Source organism: Pseudomonas sp. BF-R-24, from assembly GCF_019947335.1.
Lineage (GTDB): Bacteria > Pseudomonadota > Gammaproteobacteria > Pseudomonadales > Pseudomonadaceae > Aquipseudomonas > Aquipseudomonas jessenii.
The window spans coordinates 94,862-112,719 of the sequence record NZ_JAGYGG010000014.1 but is presented as its reverse complement, the minus strand read 5'-3'; the positions used below and the strand labels follow the sequence as shown (position 1 = coordinate 112,719).

General features: G+C 59.3%; 20 protein-coding genes. 7 read left to right on the top strand and 13 right to left on the bottom strand.

Translation table 11 applies throughout. The annotated features are described in order from the left end of the window. Nucleotides 1–179 precede the first annotated feature (179 nt). Together gnd and zwf are read left to right on the top strand one after the other, a co-directional pair. Entirely contained in the window at nt 180–1,160 is a 981-nt protein-coding gene (gnd, locus tag KGA98_RS13815; RefSeq protein ID WP_090455366.1) for a phosphogluconate dehydrogenase (NAD(+)-dependent, decarboxylating), read from the top strand. Then, on the top strand, nt 1,157–2,680 hold the full coding sequence (gene zwf, locus KGA98_RS13810) for a glucose-6-phosphate dehydrogenase (protein ID WP_223502578.1): 1,524 nt from the start codon (nt 1,157–1,159) through the stop codon (nt 2,678–2,680). The genes gnd and zwf overlap by 4 nt, the downstream gene beginning before the upstream one ends. A gap of 110 nt (nt 2,681–2,790) precedes the next feature. Here the strand turns inward: zwf and nhaB are convergent, their stop codons facing one another. The 3 genes from nhaB to KGA98_RS13795 all read right to left on the bottom strand — a co-directional run bounded on the left by nhaB (nt 2,791) and on the right by KGA98_RS13795 (nt 6,214). Next, nucleotides 2,791–4,293 (bottom strand): sodium/proton antiporter NhaB, encoded by a 1,503-nt coding sequence (gene nhaB / locus KGA98_RS13805; RefSeq protein ID WP_223502577.1) that lies wholly within the window; start codon nt 4,291–4,293, stop codon nt 2,791–2,793. A gap of 78 nt (nt 4,294–4,371) precedes the next feature. Continuing rightward, nucleotides 4,372–5,661, bottom strand: a complete 1,290-nt coding sequence (locus KGA98_RS13800; RefSeq protein WP_223502576.1) for a hypothetical protein — start codon at nt 5,659–5,661, stop codon at nt 4,372–4,374. A gap of 286 nt (nt 5,662–5,947) precedes the next feature. Then, nucleotides 5,948–6,214 carry a hypothetical protein gene (locus KGA98_RS13795; protein ID WP_090455359.1) on the bottom strand — a complete coding sequence of 89 codons (267 nt, stop codon included), beginning with the start codon at nt 6,212–6,214 and terminating at the stop codon, nt 5,948–5,950. Nucleotides 6,215–6,557: 343 nt separating this feature from the next. Between KGA98_RS13795 and KGA98_RS13790 the strand changes: the two genes are divergently transcribed. Continuing rightward, complete coding sequence (locus KGA98_RS13790; RefSeq protein WP_223502575.1) at nt 6,558–7,883, top strand: sigma-54 dependent transcriptional regulator; 1,326 nt, start codon at nt 6,558–6,560, stop codon at nt 7,881–7,883. A gap of 60 nt (nt 7,884–7,943) precedes the next feature. Here the strand turns inward: KGA98_RS13790 and KGA98_RS13785 are convergent, their stop codons facing one another. The 6 genes from KGA98_RS13785 to KGA98_RS13760 all read right to left on the bottom strand — a co-directional run bounded on the left by KGA98_RS13785 (nt 7,944) and on the right by KGA98_RS13760 (nt 12,751). Next, nucleotides 7,944–9,233 carry a hypothetical protein gene (locus KGA98_RS13785; protein ID WP_223502574.1) on the bottom strand — a complete coding sequence of 430 codons (1,290 nt, stop codon included), beginning with the start codon at nt 9,231–9,233 and terminating at the stop codon, nt 7,944–7,946. A 46-nt stretch (nt 9,234–9,279) separates the two neighbouring features. Further along, complete coding sequence (locus tag KGA98_RS13780) at nt 9,280–10,041, bottom strand: hypothetical protein (protein ID WP_223502573.1); 762 nt, start codon at nt 10,039–10,041, stop codon at nt 9,280–9,282. A 26-nt stretch (nt 10,042–10,067) separates the two neighbouring features. After that, nucleotides 10,068–10,748, bottom strand: coding sequence for a C39 family peptidase (locus KGA98_RS13775; protein WP_090455354.1), 681 nt, complete (start codon nt 10,746–10,748; stop codon nt 10,068–10,070). A gap of 61 nt (nt 10,749–10,809) precedes the next feature. After that, nucleotides 10,810–11,676, bottom strand: a complete 867-nt coding sequence (locus KGA98_RS13770; protein ID WP_223502572.1) for a heme utilization protein — start codon at nt 11,674–11,676, stop codon at nt 10,810–10,812. A 63-nt stretch (nt 11,677–11,739) separates the two neighbouring features. Then, nucleotides 11,740–12,318: an adhesin gene (locus KGA98_RS13765; RefSeq protein ID WP_223502571.1), complete on the bottom strand. Its 579-nt coding sequence runs from the start codon at nt 12,316–12,318 to the stop codon at nt 11,740–11,742. A gap of 1 nt (nt 12,319) precedes the next feature. Further along, entirely contained in the window at nt 12,320–12,751 is a 432-nt protein-coding gene (locus tag KGA98_RS13760) for a hypothetical protein (RefSeq protein WP_223502589.1), read from the bottom strand. Between KGA98_RS13760 and KGA98_RS13755 the strand changes: the two genes are divergently transcribed. Next, on the top strand, nt 12,632–12,982 hold the full coding sequence (locus KGA98_RS13755; RefSeq protein ID WP_223502590.1) for a hypothetical protein: 351 nt from the start codon (nt 12,632–12,634) through the stop codon (nt 12,980–12,982). The two genes, KGA98_RS13760 and KGA98_RS13755, sit on opposite strands and share 120 nt — an antisense overlap. Nucleotides 12,983–13,114: 132 nt before the next feature. On the opposite strand, the gene KGA98_RS13750 is transcribed toward KGA98_RS13755, so the two are convergent. Both KGA98_RS13750 and pnuC read right to left on the bottom strand, forming a co-directional pair. Continuing rightward, on the bottom strand, nt 13,115–13,639 hold the full coding sequence (locus KGA98_RS13750; protein WP_057714743.1) for an AAA family ATPase: 525 nt from the start codon (nt 13,637–13,639) through the stop codon (nt 13,115–13,117). Further along, nucleotides 13,636–14,199 carry a nicotinamide riboside transporter PnuC gene (gene pnuC / locus KGA98_RS13745; RefSeq protein WP_154859887.1) on the bottom strand — a complete coding sequence of 188 codons (564 nt, stop codon included), beginning with the start codon at nt 14,197–14,199 and terminating at the stop codon, nt 13,636–13,638. Before pnuC ends, KGA98_RS13750 begins: the two co-directional genes overlap by 4 nt. 295 nt (nt 14,200–14,494) lie before the next feature. Here pnuC and KGA98_RS13740 point away from each other — a divergent pair, with 295 nt between their 5' ends. Further along, nucleotides 14,495–15,325: an undecaprenyl-diphosphate phosphatase gene (locus KGA98_RS13740; protein ID WP_150815222.1), complete on the top strand. Its 831-nt coding sequence runs from the start codon at nt 14,495–14,497 to the stop codon at nt 15,323–15,325. After that, the gene (locus KGA98_RS13735) at nt 15,322–15,750 is read left to right on the top strand and encodes a DUF1294 domain-containing protein (protein ID WP_090455345.1); all 429 of its coding nucleotides are present in this window, start codon (nt 15,322–15,324) and stop codon (nt 15,748–15,750) included. Before KGA98_RS13740 ends, KGA98_RS13735 begins: the two co-directional genes overlap by 4 nt. Before the next feature lie 11 nt (nt 15,751–15,761). Here KGA98_RS13735 and KGA98_RS13730 read toward each other — a convergent pair whose 3' ends face one another. Further along, nucleotides 15,762–16,121, bottom strand: a complete 360-nt coding sequence (locus KGA98_RS13730; RefSeq protein ID WP_057714747.1) for an MmcQ/YjbR family DNA-binding protein — start codon at nt 16,119–16,121, stop codon at nt 15,762–15,764. Beyond that, on the bottom strand, nt 16,118–17,026 hold the full coding sequence (locus tag KGA98_RS13725) for a LysR substrate-binding domain-containing protein (RefSeq protein WP_090455344.1): 909 nt from the start codon (nt 17,024–17,026) through the stop codon (nt 16,118–16,120). Before KGA98_RS13725 ends, KGA98_RS13730 begins: the two co-directional genes overlap by 4 nt. A 131-nt stretch (nt 17,027–17,157) precedes the next feature. Here KGA98_RS13725 and KGA98_RS13720 point away from each other — a divergent pair, with 131 nt between their 5' ends. Further along, nucleotides 17,158–17,769, top strand: coding sequence for an FMN-dependent NADH-azoreductase (locus KGA98_RS13720; RefSeq protein WP_223502570.1), 612 nt, complete (start codon nt 17,158–17,160; stop codon nt 17,767–17,769). The last annotated feature ends 89 nt before the right edge of the window (nt 17,770–17,858 follow it).

Below are 17,858 nucleotides of genomic sequence, written 5' to 3'. Positions count from 1 at the left end.
CAGAAGGGAACTTTTTTATTTTTCATGGTCGTTGTGTCTTCGGTTTGATTCCCGACGTTATCCATCAGGATCGGGCACAATGCCCGGAAACTTCGTGCCAACGCTCTGGACTAACCTCATGAGTCGCGTTGGGCTATAACCTTTGACACACTTTAATTTGTAGTAGGGAGCATCAGCACATGCAACTCGGGATTATTGGACTGGGCCGCATGGGCGGCAATATTGCGCGGCGCCTGATGCTCAACGGGCACACCACCGTTGTTTACGACCGCAATACCGCCTTTGTCGAAGCCTTGGCTACAGAGGGCTCCACGGGCGTCACCGATCTGCCGGCGCTGGTCGCCGGCCTGGCCAGGCCGCGTGCTGTCTGGGTCATGCTGCCAGCTGGCGCGCCGACCGAAGAAACCATCGACACCCTGAGCACCTTGCTCGACGCCGGCGATACCATCATCGACGGCGGCAACACCTTCTATAAAGACGATATCCGCCGGGCGAAGACCCTGTCGGAAAAAGGCCTGCACTACATCGACGTCGGTACCTCCGGCGGTGTCTGGGGCCTGGAGCGCGGTTACTGCATGATGATCGGCGGCGATGCCGAGACGGTTAAGCGCCTCGACCCGCTGTTCGCAACCCTGGCCCCTGGCCTGGGCGACATCCCGCGCACCAAGGACCGCAAGTCCGACGACGATCGTGCCGAGCGTGGTTACATTCATGCAGGTCCGGCCGGTTCCGGGCACTTCGTGAAGATGATCCACAACGGCATCGAATACGGAATGATGCAGGCGTTCGCAGAAGGCTTCGACATCCTCAAGACAAAAAACAGCGAGAACCTGCCGCAAGACCAGCGTTTCGACCTGAACGTCGCCGATATCGCCGAAGTGTGGCGCCGTGGCAGCGTGGTGTCCTCGTGGTTGCTGGACCTGACTGCCGACGCCCTGGCCAGCGATCCGAAACTCGACGGTTTCTCCGGGTCCGTGGCCGACAGCGGTGAAGGTCAATGGACCATCGAAGCTGCCATGGAACAAGCGGTGCCGGTGCCGGTGCTGTCGAACTCGCTGTTCTCGCGCTACCGTTCCCGTGGGCAAGGCACCTTTGGCGACAAGATTCTCTCGGCCCAGCGCTTCGGCTTCGGCGGCCATGTGGAGACCTCGAAAAAATGACCCACGCGATCCGCAGAAAATCCAAGGCTGAACCCGCGCCGCCGACCACGCTGTTCCTGTTCGGCGCCCACGGCGATCTGGTCAAGCGCCTGCTGATGCCGGCGCTGTACAATCTCAGCCGTGACGGTTTACTCGGGAATGGACTGCGGATCATCGGCGTTGACCACAATGCCATCAGCGATGAAGGCTTCGCGAAAAAACTCGAAGACTTCATCCGCAACGAGGTGGCCACCAGGACCGGCAAGGGCGATCAAGCCCTTGACCCGGCGCTGTGGGCCAAACTCGCCAAAGGCATCAGCTACGTCCAGGGCGATTTCCTGGACGACAGCACTTATCAAGCGCTGGCGGCAAAAATCGCCGACAGCGGTACTGGCAATGCGGTGTTCTATCTGGCCACCGCGCCGCGTTTCTTCAGTGAAGTGGTGCGCCGTCTTGGCTCGGCCGGCTTGCTGGAAGAAACCCCCGAGGCCTTCAGAAGGGTGGTGGTCGAAAAACCCTTCGGCTCCGACCTGCATACGGCCGAAGCCTTGAACGCTTGCCTGCTCAAGGTGATGACGGAAAAGCAGATCTACCGCATCGACCATTACCTGGGCAAGGAGACCGTACAGAACATCTTGGTCAGCCGGTTCTCCAACAGCCTGTTCGAAGCGTTCTGGAACAATCACTACATCGACCACGTGCAGATCACCGCCGCCGAAACCGTGGGCGTGGAAACCCGTGGCAGTTTCTATGAGCACACCGGCGCGCTGCGGGACATGGTGCCCAATCACCTGTTCCAGTTACTGGCGATGGTGGCGATGGAACCGCCCGCCGCGTTCGGCGCCGATGCGGTGCGCGGCGAGAAAGCCAAGGTCGTTGGCGCGATCAGGCCCTGGACGGTGGAGGAAGCCCGCGCCAATTCGGTACGGGGCCAATACGCCGCGGGTGAGATCGACGGCAAGGCACTGCCGGGCTACCGCCAGGAAAACAACGTCGCACCCGACAGCAATACCGAAACCTATGTGGCCCTCAAGGTCATGATCGATAACTGGCGATGGGTCGGCGTGCCGTTCTATCTGCGAACCGGCAAGCGCATGAGTGTGCGTGACACCGAGATCGTGATCTGCTTCAAGCCGGCGCCCTATGCGCAGTTCCGCGATACCGAGGTCGATGAGCTGCAGCCGACCTATTTGCGCATTCAGATCCAGCCGAACGAAGGCATGTGGTTCGACCTGCTGGCCAAGCGTCCCGGTCAGGCCTTGAAAATGGACAACATCGAGCTGGGGTTCGCCTACAAGGACTTCTTCGAGATGCAGCCGTCCACCGGCTACGAAACCCTGATCTACGATTGCCTGACGGGTGACCAGACGCTGTTCCAGCGCGCCGATAACATCGAAAACGGCTGGCGCGCCGTGCAGCCGTTCCTGGATGCCTGGCAGCAGGATTCCAGTGTGCAGAGCTACGCTGCCGGGGAAAACGGCCCCAAGGCCGGCGAAGAACTGCTCACCCGTGACGGTCGCGTCTGGCACCGCCTCGGATAACACGGATCTTCTGTGGGAGCGAGCTTGCTCGCGATGGCGGCGGCACATTCAACATCCCTGTGTCTGACAGACTGCTATCGCGAGCAAGCTCGCTCCCACAGGGTCGGGGGTTACAGCCAGTAGCTCACCGCATACCACCCGAGCAAGCCCATCACCACGGTGTACGGAAGCGCCATCCAGACCATCCGCCCATAAGACAGACGCACCAGCGGTGCAATTGCCGAGGTCAGCAGGAACAGGAACGCCGCCTGACCGTTGGGCGTCGCCACGCTCGGCAGGTTGGTACCGGTATTGATCGCAATGGCCAGGGTTTCGAAGTGCTCACGGGTCATCTCACCCGCCATGAACGCGCGCTTCACTTCGGTGATGTAAATGGTTGCCACGAACACGTTGTCGCTGATGGCGGACAGCAGCCCGTTGGCAATGAACAGCATGCCCGGTTGTTGGTCTGCCGGGAGCGTCAGCACCCAGTGGATCAGTGGGGCGAACAGTTGCTGGTCGTGAATCACCGCGACAACGGCGAAAAAAACCACCAACAATGAGGTGAACGGCATGGCGTCCTTGAACGCTGTACCCAGGCGGTGTTCGTCGGTGATGCCGGTAAAGGCGGTAATCAACACGATCACCATCAAACCGATCAAACCCACTTCGGCGATGTGGAACGCCAGCCCGGCAATCAGAATCAATGCGGCAAAGCCTTGCACCAGTAGCGCTGCACCTTGGCGCGTGGTGCGCTCGGCATTGTCTTCGGCGGCGTAGTTGGCCAGCACCGCACGAACGTTATCCGGCAGCAGCGTGCCGTATCCGAACCAGCGCAGCTTTTCCAGCAGGACGCAGGTTACCAGCCCGGCAACCAGTACCGGCAGGGATACCGGCGCAACCCGGGTGAAGAACTCAGCGAAGTGCCAGCCCATTTCATGGCCGATCAGCAGGTTCTGCGGTTCACCGACCAGCGTACAGACACCGCCCAGCGCGGTGCCCACGGCGCCGTGCATCAGCAGGCTGCGCAGAAAGGCGCGGAACTGTTCCAGATCACCGTGATGCAGGGTGGGCAGATGTTGGTCGTCGCTGAACTCGCTGTCCTGGCGCGGATCGTTGCCCGAGGCGACGCGGTGATACACCGAGTAAAAACCTACGGCGGCACTGATGATCACGGCGGTCACAGTCAAGGCATCGAGGAACGCCGACAGAAAGGCCGACAGAAAGCAGAACATCAGGGACAGCAGGGCTTTGGAGCGGACCCCGAGCAGCAGGCGCGAGAACAGGTAAAGCAACAGGTCCTTCATGAAATAGATACCCGCTACCATGAACATCAGCAGCAGGATCACCGGGAAGTTGTGCAGCAACTCGTCGTACAGCGCCTGGGGCGTGGTCATCTTCAGCAGCAGGGCTTCAATCAACAACAGGCCGCCGGGCATCAGCGGATAGCATTTGAGGGCCATGGCCAGGGTGAAGATGAACTCCAGCACCAGTAGCCAGCCGGCAGCCACCGGGCCTGCGGTCCAAAGCACCAGGGCATTGAGGATGAGAAAGCCGACGATGCAGGCCTTGTACCAACGGGGCGAGTGCCCGAGAAAGTTGTGCGCGAACGCCTGGGCCATTGAACCGGACATCGGCTGCTCCTTGTCTTGAGAAGCGCGCAAGTTGCCGCAAGCGCGCGAGAAGATCAAGCGCAGGAAAAATGCCGGTGTTTATCCCTGGAAGCGAGCGATGACCGCCTTGTAGTTTCCGTGCAGCGAATAGCCTCCCACTACAATGTTTCCATCGGCGTGCGCGGCGACACAGGTGGCGGTATCCAGGCTTGGGCCCAGGCGCGTACGTGTATAGCCGCTGCCTTTGCCAAAACGGCGATCGGGAAGGCCGTTGGCCAGGTATCGCCCGAGAATGAAGTCTGCTTCGACGCCGCCGATGGTGGCGCCCGCCGTGAGCACACTGCCATCAGGCTGTAACTGCGCGGCGGTCCACTGGCACCCGCTGTAACCGATTTCCCGCCGCTGCGGATGTCCTCCGTTGCAATGACTGTCGGGGCGGCCGTTGCTGTGCATTTTAAATGTCAGGCAGTGCATCGGCTCGCGACTGCTGCCAAAACACAGGATTTCGCCTTCGTTTTGCTGGACCACCCGACAGACCCGGGCGCCATGCCCTTGGGCCTTGAAGGTCATGAATCCATCCACGGCAAATCGGTCGTCGAGGCGCCCGTCCGGGTGATAGCGTGCCAGCAAGCCTTCCTCGGGAAAATTGATCGATCCACCGACCAGGATTCGGCCATCACGTTGTACCGTCAGGCTGCTGAGCCAGGTATTCATCAGCAGGTGCCTGACCATCACGAAGCCGCGGTCGTTGAACGAGCAGTCCAGCGAGCCTTCGACATCCAGGCGTATCAGCATGCCGACGTGATCGGCCAGTTCGTAGTGATGGTTGGCCAGGATCAGGATCCGGCCGTCTTGCTGTATGGCCACATCGCAGGCTTCTGCGCCCGGCACACCGAGAGGCAGCCGGATATCGCGCATGCCCAGGGACAGATCGCCAGGTAATCGCACGACACGGTGGCCATTATCGCCAAAGCCTTGCACCAGGCGGCCATCTTGATCCAGCAATGCCAGGGCCGGGAGCGTGCGGTGCGCGTTTACGTATTGCAGGCCAGCCAACAGGATGTTGCCGTCGGGCAGGATCAGGACCTTGGTGCCCATGGCTTCGAACCCCGGTTCGAATTGCCCGATGACACTGCCTTGTTTGCCGAACGTCAGGTCTGCGCAACCATCCGCCAGCAAGCGGGCCAGGCCAAAGCGGGTGCCATCGGCCATGCCGACTTTTGCGGCTACCAGCAAGCGACCTTGCGCATCGATCGCAACGTCATTGGCCAGGCTGAAAAGGCTGTCGGCGAAATAGACCTGGGTTTTGCCGTTGACGGCAAACGTCGTATCGAGGGCCCCGGCGTTTTTCCGGGTCGCGGAGTAGGCAAAAGCGGACTGGCTTGACATGCACCGCATCTCCTTGCGAGTCGTCCTGATCCGGAAGTTTGGGTGGCGACTTGATAGGGAGATTATTCAATCCCTGAATGAAGGGATGCACAACAGTAAGAACTAACAGACGGAGGGTCGCTGTGTGCCACAACAGTGTCTTTTCGAACCAATGGCGAGCCTGCAAAGTATCAGGCGTATGTAAAGTTCGAATTAAACAGTGTCACGTAGTGTGCGCGGCCAGAAAAAACTGCGAACTAAAGACAGGGAAAGGGCGCGGATTACCCCGGAGTAATCCGCAAAACGATTAGTGCGGCATCGACCACGACTGCAGTGTGTAACCTTCCTCGCTCAATTCGGCGCGAGCCTGTTCCAGCAGCCGTTCGAGTTGCGCGGGATCGGAATAGGCGCTGCTTGGGATCTGCTTGCGGCCAATGTTGGTGCTGGTGCGGTCGATAACGGTCAGGCTGAGTTCGCCATTGCCGTCTTGTGGAGCCCAGGCCACGCATTTGAATGGTTTAAATGCGCAGTCGGCAATCAGAAGTGCTTCGTTGATACGGAGCGGGGCGTTCATAGGGTCTTCTCTCTGTATGCCCAATCAAGTGATAGGCCGACGGTTGGGCTTACCGTTCAGCTGGTTACTTGTACTGATGCCCGCAACCGGGGTTCGGGTCACACACAATCAAAAGAAATTTCCACTTTATTTTCACTGATTCAAGGAAGAGCCTGACATTGAAAGCTGAATGAAAGGAAACAGTCGTTAGGTGACTAACATAATCGCAACTTATAACTGGTTTTGTGACATCCCTATAGTCAAACAGTACAAGGCCCTGTCAAATTCTTGCTAATGTTACAGCCAGGCCTGCCAAATGACTGTTTTTATTAAATTTTCATAAATTTGGCGCCAAGGATCAGTCATGAATGATGCGCCTGCCTTACGACGTTTGTTAGTGGTGGACCCCTGTGACGATTGCTATCGCCTGCTCCCTGGATTGCGCGCCATCGGTTGGGACGTTGACAGCTGCACGCTGGAGAACGCCGTTGACCGAACCTGTGACGTGGGCTTGCTGCGCTTGCAGCCTTATCACCTTGAGCACCCGGAGGCCGTCAAAGAGCTGATCAGCCGCAGCGGCACCGAGTGGATAGCCGTACTCAACCAGGATGTACTGCGGCTGCAAAATGTCGGCGACTTCGTCTGTGAATGGTTTTTTGACTTTCATACCTTGCCGTTCGATGTGTCCCGGGTTCAGGTAACACTGGGGCGCGCGTTTGGCATGGCGCGCTTGCGCGGGCAGGGCACGGTCTATGTCGACCAGCCCGAGCACGAATTGCTGGGCGACAGCAAACCTATTCGTGAGCTGCGAAAGCTGTTGAGCAAACTGGCTCCGACCGAATCTCCGGTGTTGATTCGCGGTGAAAGCGGCACTGGCAAGGAACTGGTCGCACGAACCCTGCATCGTCAGTCCCAGCGTCACAGCAAACCCTTCATTGCGATCAATTGTGGTGCGATTCCCGAGCATTTGATCCAGTCCGAGTTGTTCGGCCATGAGAAAGGCGCATTTACCGGCGCGCACCAACGCAAGGTCGGACGGATAGAAGCCGCCAACGGTGGCACCCTGTTTCTCGACGAGATCGGTGACCTGCCACTGGAGTTGCAGGCCAACCTGTTGCGGTTCCTCCAGGAAAAACACATCGAGCGGGTCGGCGGCAGTCAGCTGATTCCGGTGGATGTGCGGGTTCTGGCGGCAACGCATACCGACCTTGAAGCCGCCATCGAAAAGAAACGCTTTCGCGAAGACCTGTATTACCGCTTGAACGTACTGCAAGTGGCGACCGTTCCGCTGCGCGAGCGCCATGGCGACCTGGCGGTGTTGGCCAACCACTTCTCCCATTTCTATAGCCATGAAACCGGGCGCCGCCCACGCAGTTTCAGCGAAGACGCGTTGATTGCCATGGGCAAACACGACTGGCCAGGCAATGTTCGCGAACTGGCCAACCGCGTTCGTCGCGGGCTGGTGTTGGCCGAAGGCCGGCAGATCGAGGCCCGTGACCTGGGGTTGATCAGTCAGCATACGCTCGCAGCGCCGATGGGCACCCTCGAAGAATACAAGTCCCGGGCCGAACGCCAGGCGTTGTGCGATGTATTGAGTCGCCACAGCGATAACCTGAGTGTCGCCGCCAAAGTATTGGGTGTGTCGCGACCGACCTTCTACCGGTTGTTGCACAAGCACCAGATTCGCTGAACCCCGGCCGCAAACCAAAACCCCGCTGCGATTGCAGTTGCAGCGGGGTTTTTGTTCGGGTCAGAAGTAGTAGGGGAGTTTCAGGCTGAACTGGAAGTCCGGGGCATCGTCCGTCATGCCGATGGACAGGTTGGGCACGATGGTCAGGCTGTCGGTGGCCGCAATGGTCATGCCGATGTTGAAGTAACCGGCGTTGGCATCGCTGGAGACCACCGCTTGCCAATCCCCGCCATCTTCCTTGAGCTTGCTTTTGCGTTGCACCAGGTCAGAGACCGAGAACGACATACTCATCTTTTCGTTCAAGGCGAACGCAATGCCGGCGCCGATCTGGAAGCTGTCGCCAATGCGGACTTTGCCCGGTGTCTCGACCGCCGGGTTGGAGCTGATGTCGTCGAAAGACTCTTCCATGTTGTACGTGTAGGACAGGCTGCCGAACAGCACCGCCGGGTCGAACGTCTTGACCAGGGAGATCCCCGGCGTAATCGACCAGACGCCGTTACCGGTAGGCAAGGATTCAGGCACGGCCAGGTTTGAGTTATCGGCCACCCGAACCAGCTTGATGCCGAACGGGTCTTTGCCGGTAGGCGCCTTGACGCGCAAGGTCACCACGGCATCCGGCGTGTTGGCCGATTCGTCGAGGAATTTGTAGGCGACACCGAAGTTGACGTCGCCTATGGTCGGGTCTTCCTTGACGGTGTCTTCGGTCGTGACGTTTGCGGCGCCGCTATTGCCGCCACCGGACTGGTACGTGGACTCACGGTAGACCACCGGTACGTTCAGGTCGAACTGCCAGCGATTGTTGAAGTTGTAGCGACCGGTGAGGTCAAGCGTCCAGGTGTCGGCCTTGATCCGGTCCAGGTTGATAGCGCCCAGGAAGATCGAGTCCAGGGCAAGAAAACCGTTGAGGACCAGTTGGCGGGAATCGTAGCGGGAGTAGGTTATCCCGGTTTCGACGCTGAACTTGCCACCGCCGAAAAACCCGCTGGCCTCGTCATACAGGTTCGAAACGCTTTGCGCCGGTTGCGAGTCATTGGCCAGCGATTGTCCATAAGAGCTGCCGCTCCCCCCCGAGGCGACTGCGGCGCCGGTGCCGACGCCTGGGTTGCCCTTGAGATCCGCTGGCGACTTGGCCAGGCGTTTGGGAGGGGGCGAGGCGGGCTGCTCTTCGACCTGGCGGACCCGTTGTTCGAGAACCGCCAGGGCTTTTTGCTGCACTTCGTATCGTTGTTTCAACTCCAGGAGCTCTTGTTTGAGAGCCTCCAGTTCCGGGTCAGGTGCTGCCTGCAACATCGCCGCCGGGAGTAGAGCACTCAAGCATGCAACTGCACGCAGTGATACTGATCGGTACATGAAATATGCCGTCCATTTGTGCCCAATGGTCCAGACTCAGCGTAGTTCAATAGCCCATGGTCCGTAATGCAGCGAGTTGGTTGAGGTTGCAGTCCAATGCCCCCGCACTCGGGCCATTATTGTTGAGCACTACGTTGAGTTGAGTCATGTTGTCGACCACATTGCTGCTGCCCAGCAACCGGGTGTTTTGCAGCAACCCGCCCTGGGCGACTTGTTGCAGGCTGGTGCCCTGGTTGTTGTTGGCGGTAATGGCCATCTGAACGCCGCCGCTGGTCGCGGATACCGCGACACTGCCTGCGGCATTGCTGCCGGTGATGGTTTGACCGGCTATCAGCGCCTGGCCCTGGCCCGCCACCAGTGCCGGGGCCGTGCTGGCCTCTTTGACGTTGATGGCGATGTTGTTGTTTGCGCTGTTGCCATCACCTGCGGCCCGTGTGACCTGGGTTATCCCCCGGGAAGTGCTCAGGGCTGCGCCCCCCGACACGTGACCGCTGCCCGACCTGGACGTACCGCCATGACCCGATTGCTTGATGGTTGAAACATAGAACTCCGGCTTGACCGTTGCGGCTTGAAGCTGCATCGAGGTGGAGGCTCCGATCAGGTCACCACTGGCATTGCGCCAGGTACTGCTCATGACGACACCGAAGCTGATGACCCGCCCCGGCATCACATATCGGCCACGCAACTCGGCCAGTTCCTCGTCCTTGATTTCGATGGGTCTGAACTCATCAGCAAAACCTGAAGTGTTCGCTGCCAGACAGACAGCGACCACCCAATACGAGGTTTTCATTTGCTGCTCCCGGAGCATCCTGCCCCCTATCATCTTGTTGGCGATTAAAAGAAGTCGCTCTGTATGAAACCAAAATCCATCAATTCGGCATCTTTGACCGGGTTGAAGTTATCCATCTTGTTCTTGGCTGTCAGCGGTTCCGGTGGACTGCGTAACGCATTGGTCTTGTCGTAACCGGGACCGACGATAGCGAAAATAATGCCATTCCAGCCTTTGACAAAGTCATCATGGGAGTAGCGTTTGTGACCGAGTACCGGATCGCCGATATACACCCAGTTCTTGTCCGCCCGCTGCAACACCACGAAGTGCTTGTAGCCGCGAATTTCCATCAATACCACCACCGGAATCGTCACGGCTTCGAGTCTTTCCGGCGGGATCCTGTAGCCCCGGGCGCGCATGCCGATGCGCTCTATGTAGCGCTTCATGTCCAGCATGGAAAAACCCTGGGTACGCACAAGGTCCTGGTCTGCGGTGACCAGCATGCCCTTGATGATGTGCTCCTCATCGACGTCGAGCCAATAGGCCTGGCGCAGTATCGTTGCCAGCGCGGCGGCGCCACAGCTGAAATCGGTTTTTTGTTCGACGATGTCGCTGAACTTGCGCTCGCGCAAACTCTGTACGTGCTTGTACACCAGCACGCCGCCCGGCAGGGCGGCAACCGGCATCTGTGCAGCCTGGGTCAGGCCAGACAGGCAGAGCAGGGCGAAAAGGACAGTCTTACGCATGATCGATACGCCTTGGGACTGTGGAAAATCCCCGTCGCCGGGGCTTTCATTGCAATCGCGATTACAGACAGGACTTGCAGCCCGCGGCGATGGACAGCGAGTTGCTTTGCTGGTTGCCCACACCAGACGATACGTTGGCTCCGCCGTTGCCGGAGAAGTTGTTCATCGAGCCCGTTATCGACGCATTGTTGGTTACAGGGGCTTTCCAGCCCTCTGGCGTGATCACTTGTTGAGTGGTTACACCTGCCAGACCGAGTACACCCACGGTTGCGAAATCAGTCTGGGTGCTGTCGTCATGGTTGGCGTTGTTGGTGACGTTCAGCCCGGACGTGCTTTGGTTGGCCGCCGCCGCCGCTTGCGCTACACGACCGCCCGAAACGGCAATCGCCAGGTTGTTTTTCTGTTGGTTGAAGTCGCCGGTGGTCACGTTGATGCCGATGTTGCCGGAACCGCTGTTGCCTGCGTTGTTGAGCGTTGTGTTGTTGGTGTTGGAGTGGTTCCTGGCGGTGTTGCCGGTGCTCTTCTGAGTCGCGCTGGAGACGGCAGCCGCGGTGCCGAAGATGAAGGCTTCGTCAGCAGTGGCAAGGGCGGCGGCGTTGTCTTGCTGGTTGCCGTTACCGGCTGCAACGTTGGCGCCCATGTTGCCGTTGGAGTTGTTCAGGGAGTTATCGATTTTAGCGTCGTTCCTGGTGCCCCGGTTCACTACGGTGCTGTCGCTGCTTTCCTGCGAGTCCATCACGGCGGCCCCGGCGCCTGCTGTAATCTGCAGAATTTGTTCCAGCGTCGGGCCTTTAGGCTGATGGTTGTTGCTCTGGCCATCGCTCTGGCCGCTGCCTTGATCATCATCAAGGCTGCCTGCTTGTGCTGCAAATGCCATCACTGCTGCCAGAGCGAAAGCCAAAGGTTTGAGAGCAGTTGTCGGGTTCATGGTGTTTCTCCGTGCTCATTAGTTGGTCAGGTGTTGGTACTTCCCTAATCGCACTGTTTCGGGTCAGTCAGCGACCCGGATACTCAGGGTGTTAGCCATTCGGTTCCCCACCCCGGCACTCTGGTTTACCTGGATCACTCCCCGGCTGCCGGTGAAGGCCTGGTCGCTTGTCACGACCTGGCGACTGCCATTTGGGGCGCCAGTTGCTCCCGAGTTCGGGAACAACGCCACGTTCTGTTGAGAAAGGGCACTATCGTCGATGGCTTGCGGTGCGGCGCTGATGCTGATGCGCATGGCGTTGGCCATCTGGTTGTTCGCCCCGGCGCTCTGGTTGACGCCCAGTACGCCGTTGCCATTACTGAAGGAGGAGCCGCCGATAGTGACCGTCGCATCCATCGACGGATTGGCGGGCGTAGTGATTTTCTGCCGGACGCTGGTGATCGCACCGGCCTGGGTGCCAATGGCGATCGCGCGGACGTTGGCCTGCTGTTGTTGATCGCCAGCCGCCTGGTTGACGTTGAAGTTGCCGCGGTATTGAGCACCCGAATCCTGGAGGGTGGCGTTGTTCACCGAACTGACGCCCGAGTCGGCCATCACACTGGTGCAGCCGAGCAGGGCAAGTAACAGCAGGGATCGACTCATCTCATTGGCCTCCCGCCATTCTGCCCAGTGAACCGAGGCCGCTGCTCATGGCGCGGTTGATGGTTCCGGAAATGGCGCTGCCACTGCCACCACCGTGACCGACAGACATGCCGGGCATACCGTTGGGGTTGGTGACGGCGTTGAGGCCTTGCAGGCCACCCAGGCTTTGCCCGTTGTTGTGGCGAAGGGCGGTTCCGGTGGTAACTCCGGCGATGTCGGCGTCACTGAGTTCGCCGGTGACGCGGGCCGATGGGTTGGCATTAAGGGTGTTGGGGTTTGGATCCCTGCCGCCGCTGCGACCGATGGGCGTCGGGTGAATGGTGCGATCAAGCACGATGACGCCGTTGCCTTCGGCTTGAACGTCAAAACTGAAAACCGCGCCTGCAGCGCTCGCGAAAAGCAGAAGGCACGTCAAGGCATGTTTATCGAGTATCCCCACGACGGTCTTTCCTTCTCATGTGGGCTGGCTCTGGTCGGCTTTTTGAAGGAGAGAGCGAAAGCTGTGCCGGTTTTTGAATATCTCGTTGATTCAATGGCTTATGGATATTGTCCGGATAGCCTTTGCCGAGAATGTTTCAAAGGTGAGACGAAACCCTGCGCAGGCAGCCCTTATTTGCGGATAAATCGCTCTGGAACAAGGGTTTCAGCGGTGCTGTATCAATGACTTAACAAATCCGATGATCCAGCGGTGAAGGGCGCTTAAACAGGCGGTTTGAGGCGGGAAGGGTGTTTCAGGACCGGACACTTTTCCCCCGGGACAGGGGGGGATAGTGGGGAAGTTGCCCCAAAAGGCCGGTCAGGCGCCGAGCAATCGGGTCACGGCGTTCAGTGCCTGGAATCGGCGTTCTGCCCAATCTCCGCGCAGTACTTGAACCGGTTGGGCGTGGTGCTCAAGCCAGGCCAGGGTCTGCTCGAAAAATGCCTGGCGCTCACACAATCGGGGTTGGCAACGCTGGCCATCGTCCGTCCATTCGACGTGTTCCGGCGACAGCAGCAAGTGCAAGTCGTAATGCCGGGCCAGTAGCGCTTGTTCGAGCCAGGCGGGGCAGTCGCCAAACAGGGTTTGGCTCCAGAGGATATTGCTCAGCAGGTGCGTGTCGAGGATGAGCAAAGACGGTTGTTGCGCACGGGCTTCGTCTTCCCATGCCAATTGACCGCGGGCGATGTCCGGAATGTCGGCCAAGGTGGTGTCCCGGGGATTGTGCTCGATGAACCAGCGCACATACTCGTCGACCAGAATCCCGCCGAAACGCTGTTGCAACTCGGCCGCCAGCCAGCTTTTACCGCTGGATTCAGGGCCTGTGAGTACCAGGACTTTCATGCGCGCAACGCCGGATCGGCGCGCCATTGGCGCCAGCCCTGCACGGCGATAACGGCGAACAGCCCGTACAGGGTGGCGGTCAGGTACAGGTCCTTATAGATGAACAGGCCGACGAAAATCACATCCAGGGCGATCCATAGCGGCCAGCACTGGACACGTTTTTGCGCCATCCAGACCTGCGCCACCAGGCTGAATCCGGTCAGCGCCGCATCGAGCCAGGGTTGCGCGGCGTCGGTCCAGTGGGCCATGGCCGCCCCCAGCAACAGGCTGCCGAGTGCGCCGATGGCCAGGCTCAACGCCACGGAACGGGAATCGAGCCAACTGACTTCGCGGCCATGGGTCGTTTCGCCAGCCCGTGTCCACTGCCACCAGCCGTAAAGCTGCAAGGCGGCATAGACGACTTGCAGCAACATGTCCGAATACAGTTTCACCTCAAAAAAGATCCAGCTATAGAGCAGCACCATGACCAGACCGATGGGCCAGCACCAGGCGTTCTGTTTGACCGTCAGCCAGACGGCAATGACACCGAGGGCGGCGGCAAACAGTTCAAGCCCGGACATGGAGGTTCCTTGGTGAAATCGAAGAGGGGGCCGATTGTAACCGGATTGGCGTCGGGAATCCCGTTGAGCAGGGTTTGCTTCAATGGCGCGCGATAACGCGGCAGCGCCAATCGGACTTGTCTGATAGGATTCCGGCCCCGCGCGGGTAAACCCGGATCAGGATTGTTTTTTCACAGGATTTTGACGGTTCCGTGGTGATCCTTGATGTGCGGGGCTTCAGCTAGGCTGATCGCAATTCAAGCTTTGGAAAAATACTAACGGGGCATGCCGGCGCGCATAGCCTTTTGGGGGATTGATGGATCTTTGGACCGCCTTTCAGGCATTGATACTTGGGGTTGTAGAAGGACTGACCGAGTTCCTGCCCATTTCCAGCACCGGCCACCAGATCATCGTGGCCGACATGCTCGGCTTCGGGGGCGAGCGGGCGATGGCGTTCAACATCATTATCCAGCTGGGTGCCATCCTGGCGGTGGTATGGGAATTTCGACGCAAGATCTTCGATGTGGTCATCGGCCTGCCGACTCAGCCGAGCGCTCGGCGGTTTACCGCGAACCTGTTGATTGCATTCTTGCCGGCCGTGGTGCTGGGCGTGATCTTCGCCGACATGATCCACGAGTACCTGTTCAATCCGATCACCGTGGCAGCGGCGCTGGTCGTGGGCGGGTTCGTCATGTTGTGGGCCGAGCGCCGGCAGCATGAAGTCCACGCCGAAACGGTGGATGACATGACCTGGAAAGATGCCCTGAAAGTCGGCTTCGCCCAATGCCTGGCGATGATTCCGGGCACTTCGCGTTCGGGCTCGACGATCATCGGCGGGTTACTGTTCGGCCTGTCACGCAAGACCGCTACCGAGTTTTCGTTCTTCCTGGCGATGCCAACCATGGTCGGCGCAGCGGTGTACTCGGGCTATAAATACCGTGACCTGTTTGTCCCGTCCGATTTTCCGGTGTTCGCGATCGGCTTCGTCACGGCGTTCGTCTTCGCGATGATCGCGGTCCGCGGGCTGCTCAAGTTCATCGCCAACCACAGCTATGCGGCGTTTGCCTGGTATCGCATTGTGTTCGGCCTGATCATCCTGGCGACCTGGCAGTTCGGTTGGGTCGACTGGAGCGCGGTCAAGTCGTGAGTGACTCAAGCTCGCGCAATAACCCCGGGCGCCAGCCCGGGGGACAGATCCGTCATCCACGGCTGAAGTGGCTGGTGTTTGCAATCCTGTGTGCGTTGCCGCTGTCGGGGTCGGTGTCTTCATGGCTGCACGGGGTGTCGCTGATTCCCTTGGCAGCCTACGGCATCGTCAGCGTCGTGACGTTTTTCCTGTACTGGAGCGACAAGCGCAAGGCCCGCGCCGAGCAATGGCGTACGCCGGAGAATGTCCTGCATGCGCTGGAGCTCGCCGGCGGCTGGCCCGGTGCCTTGCTGGCGCAGCAAGCGTTCCGGCACAAAACCCGCAAAATCTCCTACCAGTTGGTGTTCTGGATCATCGTGCTCATGCACCAGGTGTTCTGGATCGACCACCTGTTCCTCGGCGCACACCTGTTCGCCTTGTTCTGATCGACAAGGTCCTAAAGCAACAAGCCGACTTGAGTGCGCTTGGGCAGTTTGCTCACCACCAACTGGTGGGAACGCTGCAACAAGCCTTGTAGTTCTTCGTTGCCGAGCGGGTAGGGCGTTTCCATGATGATCCACTGGGCGCGCGCCAGATAAGGCGCCGGATGAATCCCCGGGCGGTCGCAATGACCGAGAAACAGATCCTTGTCGACCTTGAAGGCCAGGGAATCACCCCGCAGGCCCTGCAAGGCGAACATCTTGTTCCCGGCAATCGAAAACACCCGCACGCCGCCCCATTTATAGTCTTCCCGTGCTCCGGGCAGGGTAAGGCAGAATTTCGCGACATCCTCTTCGCTCATCCGTCCGGCTTTCATAACAATCGTTCCCCACAGGCATTGAATGACTCGACCAGATGGTCAATCCAGGCGCGTACCGCCGGCATGACCCCGCGCCGATGAGGATAGACCGCTTGCAGCCAGCCACCGGGCAACGACCAGTCGGGCAACAACTGCACCAGTGCGCCGTTTTCCAGTTCCTGCTCGCAATACATCATGGGCAGCATCGTAAAGCCCAGGCCAGAGAGGGTGCTGGCCTTGCGCACGATAAAGTCATCGATGCCCAGCCGGGCCTCGAGCGCCAGTTCGCAACTTTTGCCTTTTTGATCCAGCATGCGGATGTGCACCATGCGGTCGGCTTCCAGCGCGCCGAGCACCGGCAGGTTTTTCAGATCGTCGGGATGGTTGATCTCACGGCCAACGAGGAAGCCGGGGCTGGCGACCATCAGCATCTGCGCTTGACGCAGGCGGCGTGTCACCAGCAGCGGGTCTTCGTCGCCCAGCTCCCGCACTCGCAGGGCCACGTCAATGCCTTCGTTCACCAGGTCGACCCGGCGGTTGAGCAGCATGACCTCCAGCTGGACTTGTGGAAACCTTTCCAGAAAGTCGCTGATCACCCCCGGCAATATTTCATGGGCCAGCCCAACCGGGCAGGACACCCGCAAACGCCCGCGGGGCTCGCTGGACATGCTGGCCACGGCCTCGTCGGCCATTTCCGCCTCCAACAGCATCGCCTGACAGTGCCTGAGGTAACGCTCACCGACGGCAGTCAGTTTCAGTTGTCGGGTGGTGCGTTGCAGCAGTCTTGCGCCGAGGCGCTCTTCCAGTTCGGCGATGCGCCGTGACAATCGGGACTTGGGGATGCCCAGCAAACGCCCGGCCGCGGCGAACCCCCCGGCTTCCACGACTTTGGCGAAGTAATACAGGTCGTTGAGGTCTTGCATGATGTGAATCCAATTGTCCTATCTGTGGGACGAACTATCGCATTGTTACCGTCTAATCAGCTATTGGTTTCGTGTGTAGGATTAGTCCCATCAGATCGCCCTTGTGGGCGATCCTCACTTGGAGATCCCACATGAAACTGCTGCATATCGATTCGAGCATCCTGGGCGACAACTCGGCTTCCCGTCAGTTGAGCGGTGAAGTCGTTAAAGCCTGGCAAGCCGCCGAGCCAACCGCCGTGGTGACTTACCGCGACCTGGCCGCCGACGCCATCAGCCATTTCTCCGCCACCACCCTGGTCGCCGCCGGCACCACCGCTGAACTGCGCAACGCCGCACAACAGCACGAAGCCGAACTGAGCGCCTCGACCCTGGCCGAATTCCTGGCTGCCGATGCCGTGGTGATTGCCGCACCGATGTACAACTTCACCATCCCGACTCAACTCAAAGCCTGGATCGACCGCATCGCGGTGGCCGGCCAGACCTTCCGTTACACCGAAGCCGGCCCTGAAGGCCTGTGCGGTGGCAAGAAAGTCGTGATCGTTTCGACCTCCGGCGGCATACACGCCGGTCAGGCAACCGGTGTTGCCCACGAAGAGTATTTGAAGTTGCTGTTCGGTTTCATCGGTATCACCGACATCGAAATCGTCCGTGCCGAAGGCCTGGCTTACGGTGACGACGTGCGCAACAAGGCCATGAGCGCCGCCCACTCACAAATCAGCGAGCAGTTGTTCGCCGCTGCGTAAGGCTTGGGTAAACGTAAGCAACCGTTCAGGTAAAGCCCAAAAAACTCTGTATTCTGGCTACGCAAGTACCAGTTACGGAGTTTTTTGTT

Excerpts from the sequence above, each read along its gene's own strand:
- KGA98_RS13750 (WP_057714743.1), bottom strand. The coding sequence starts at position 13,639 with ATGAAAGTCCTGGTACTCACAGGCCCTGAATCCAGCGGTAAAAGCTGG.
- gnd (WP_090455366.1), top strand. The coding sequence starts at position 180 with ATGCAACTCGGGATTATTGGACTGGGCCGCATGGGCGGCAATATTGCG.
- KGA98_RS13770 (WP_223502572.1), bottom strand. The coding sequence starts at position 11,676 with ATGAACCCGACAACTGCTCTCAAACCTTTGGCTTTCGCTCTGGCAGCA.
- KGA98_RS13795 (WP_090455359.1), bottom strand. The coding sequence starts at position 6,214 with ATGAACGCCCCGCTCCGTATCAACGAAGCACTTCTGATTGCCGACTGC.
- KGA98_RS13785 (WP_223502574.1), bottom strand. The coding sequence starts at position 9,233 with ATGTACCGATCAGTATCACTGCGTGCAGTTGCATGCTTGAGTGCTCTA.
- KGA98_RS13775 (WP_090455354.1), bottom strand. The coding sequence starts at position 10,748 with ATGCGTAAGACTGTCCTTTTCGCCCTGCTCTGCCTGTCTGGCCTGACC.
- KGA98_RS13780 (WP_223502573.1), bottom strand. The coding sequence starts at position 10,041 with ATGCTCCGGGAGCAGCAAATGAAAACCTCGTATTGGGTGGTCGCTGTC.
- KGA98_RS13730 (WP_057714747.1), bottom strand. The coding sequence starts at position 16,121 with ATGAAAGCCGGACGGATGAGCGAAGAGGATGTCGCGAAATTCTGCCTT.
- nhaB (WP_223502577.1), bottom strand. The coding sequence starts at position 4,293 with ATGTCCGGTTCAATGGCCCAGGCGTTCGCGCACAACTTTCTCGGGCAC.
- KGA98_RS13740 (WP_150815222.1), top strand. The coding sequence starts at position 14,495 with ATGGATCTTTGGACCGCCTTTCAGGCATTGATACTTGGGGTTGTAGAA.
- KGA98_RS13725 (WP_090455344.1), bottom strand. The coding sequence starts at position 17,026 with ATGCAAGACCTCAACGACCTGTATTACTTCGCCAAAGTCGTGGAAGCC.
- KGA98_RS13790 (WP_223502575.1), top strand. The coding sequence starts at position 6,558 with ATGAATGATGCGCCTGCCTTACGACGTTTGTTAGTGGTGGACCCCTGT.
- KGA98_RS13800 (WP_223502576.1), bottom strand. The coding sequence starts at position 5,661 with ATGTCAAGCCAGTCCGCTTTTGCCTACTCCGCGACCCGGAAAAACGCC.
- zwf (WP_223502578.1), top strand. The coding sequence starts at position 1,157 with ATGACCCACGCGATCCGCAGAAAATCCAAGGCTGAACCCGCGCCGCCG.
- KGA98_RS13765 (WP_223502571.1), bottom strand. The coding sequence starts at position 12,318 with ATGAGTCGATCCCTGCTGTTACTTGCCCTGCTCGGCTGCACCAGTGTG.
- KGA98_RS13720 (WP_223502570.1), top strand. The coding sequence starts at position 17,158 with ATGAAACTGCTGCATATCGATTCGAGCATCCTGGGCGACAACTCGGCT.
- pnuC (WP_154859887.1), bottom strand. The coding sequence starts at position 14,199 with ATGTCCGGGCTTGAACTGTTTGCCGCCGCCCTCGGTGTCATTGCCGTC.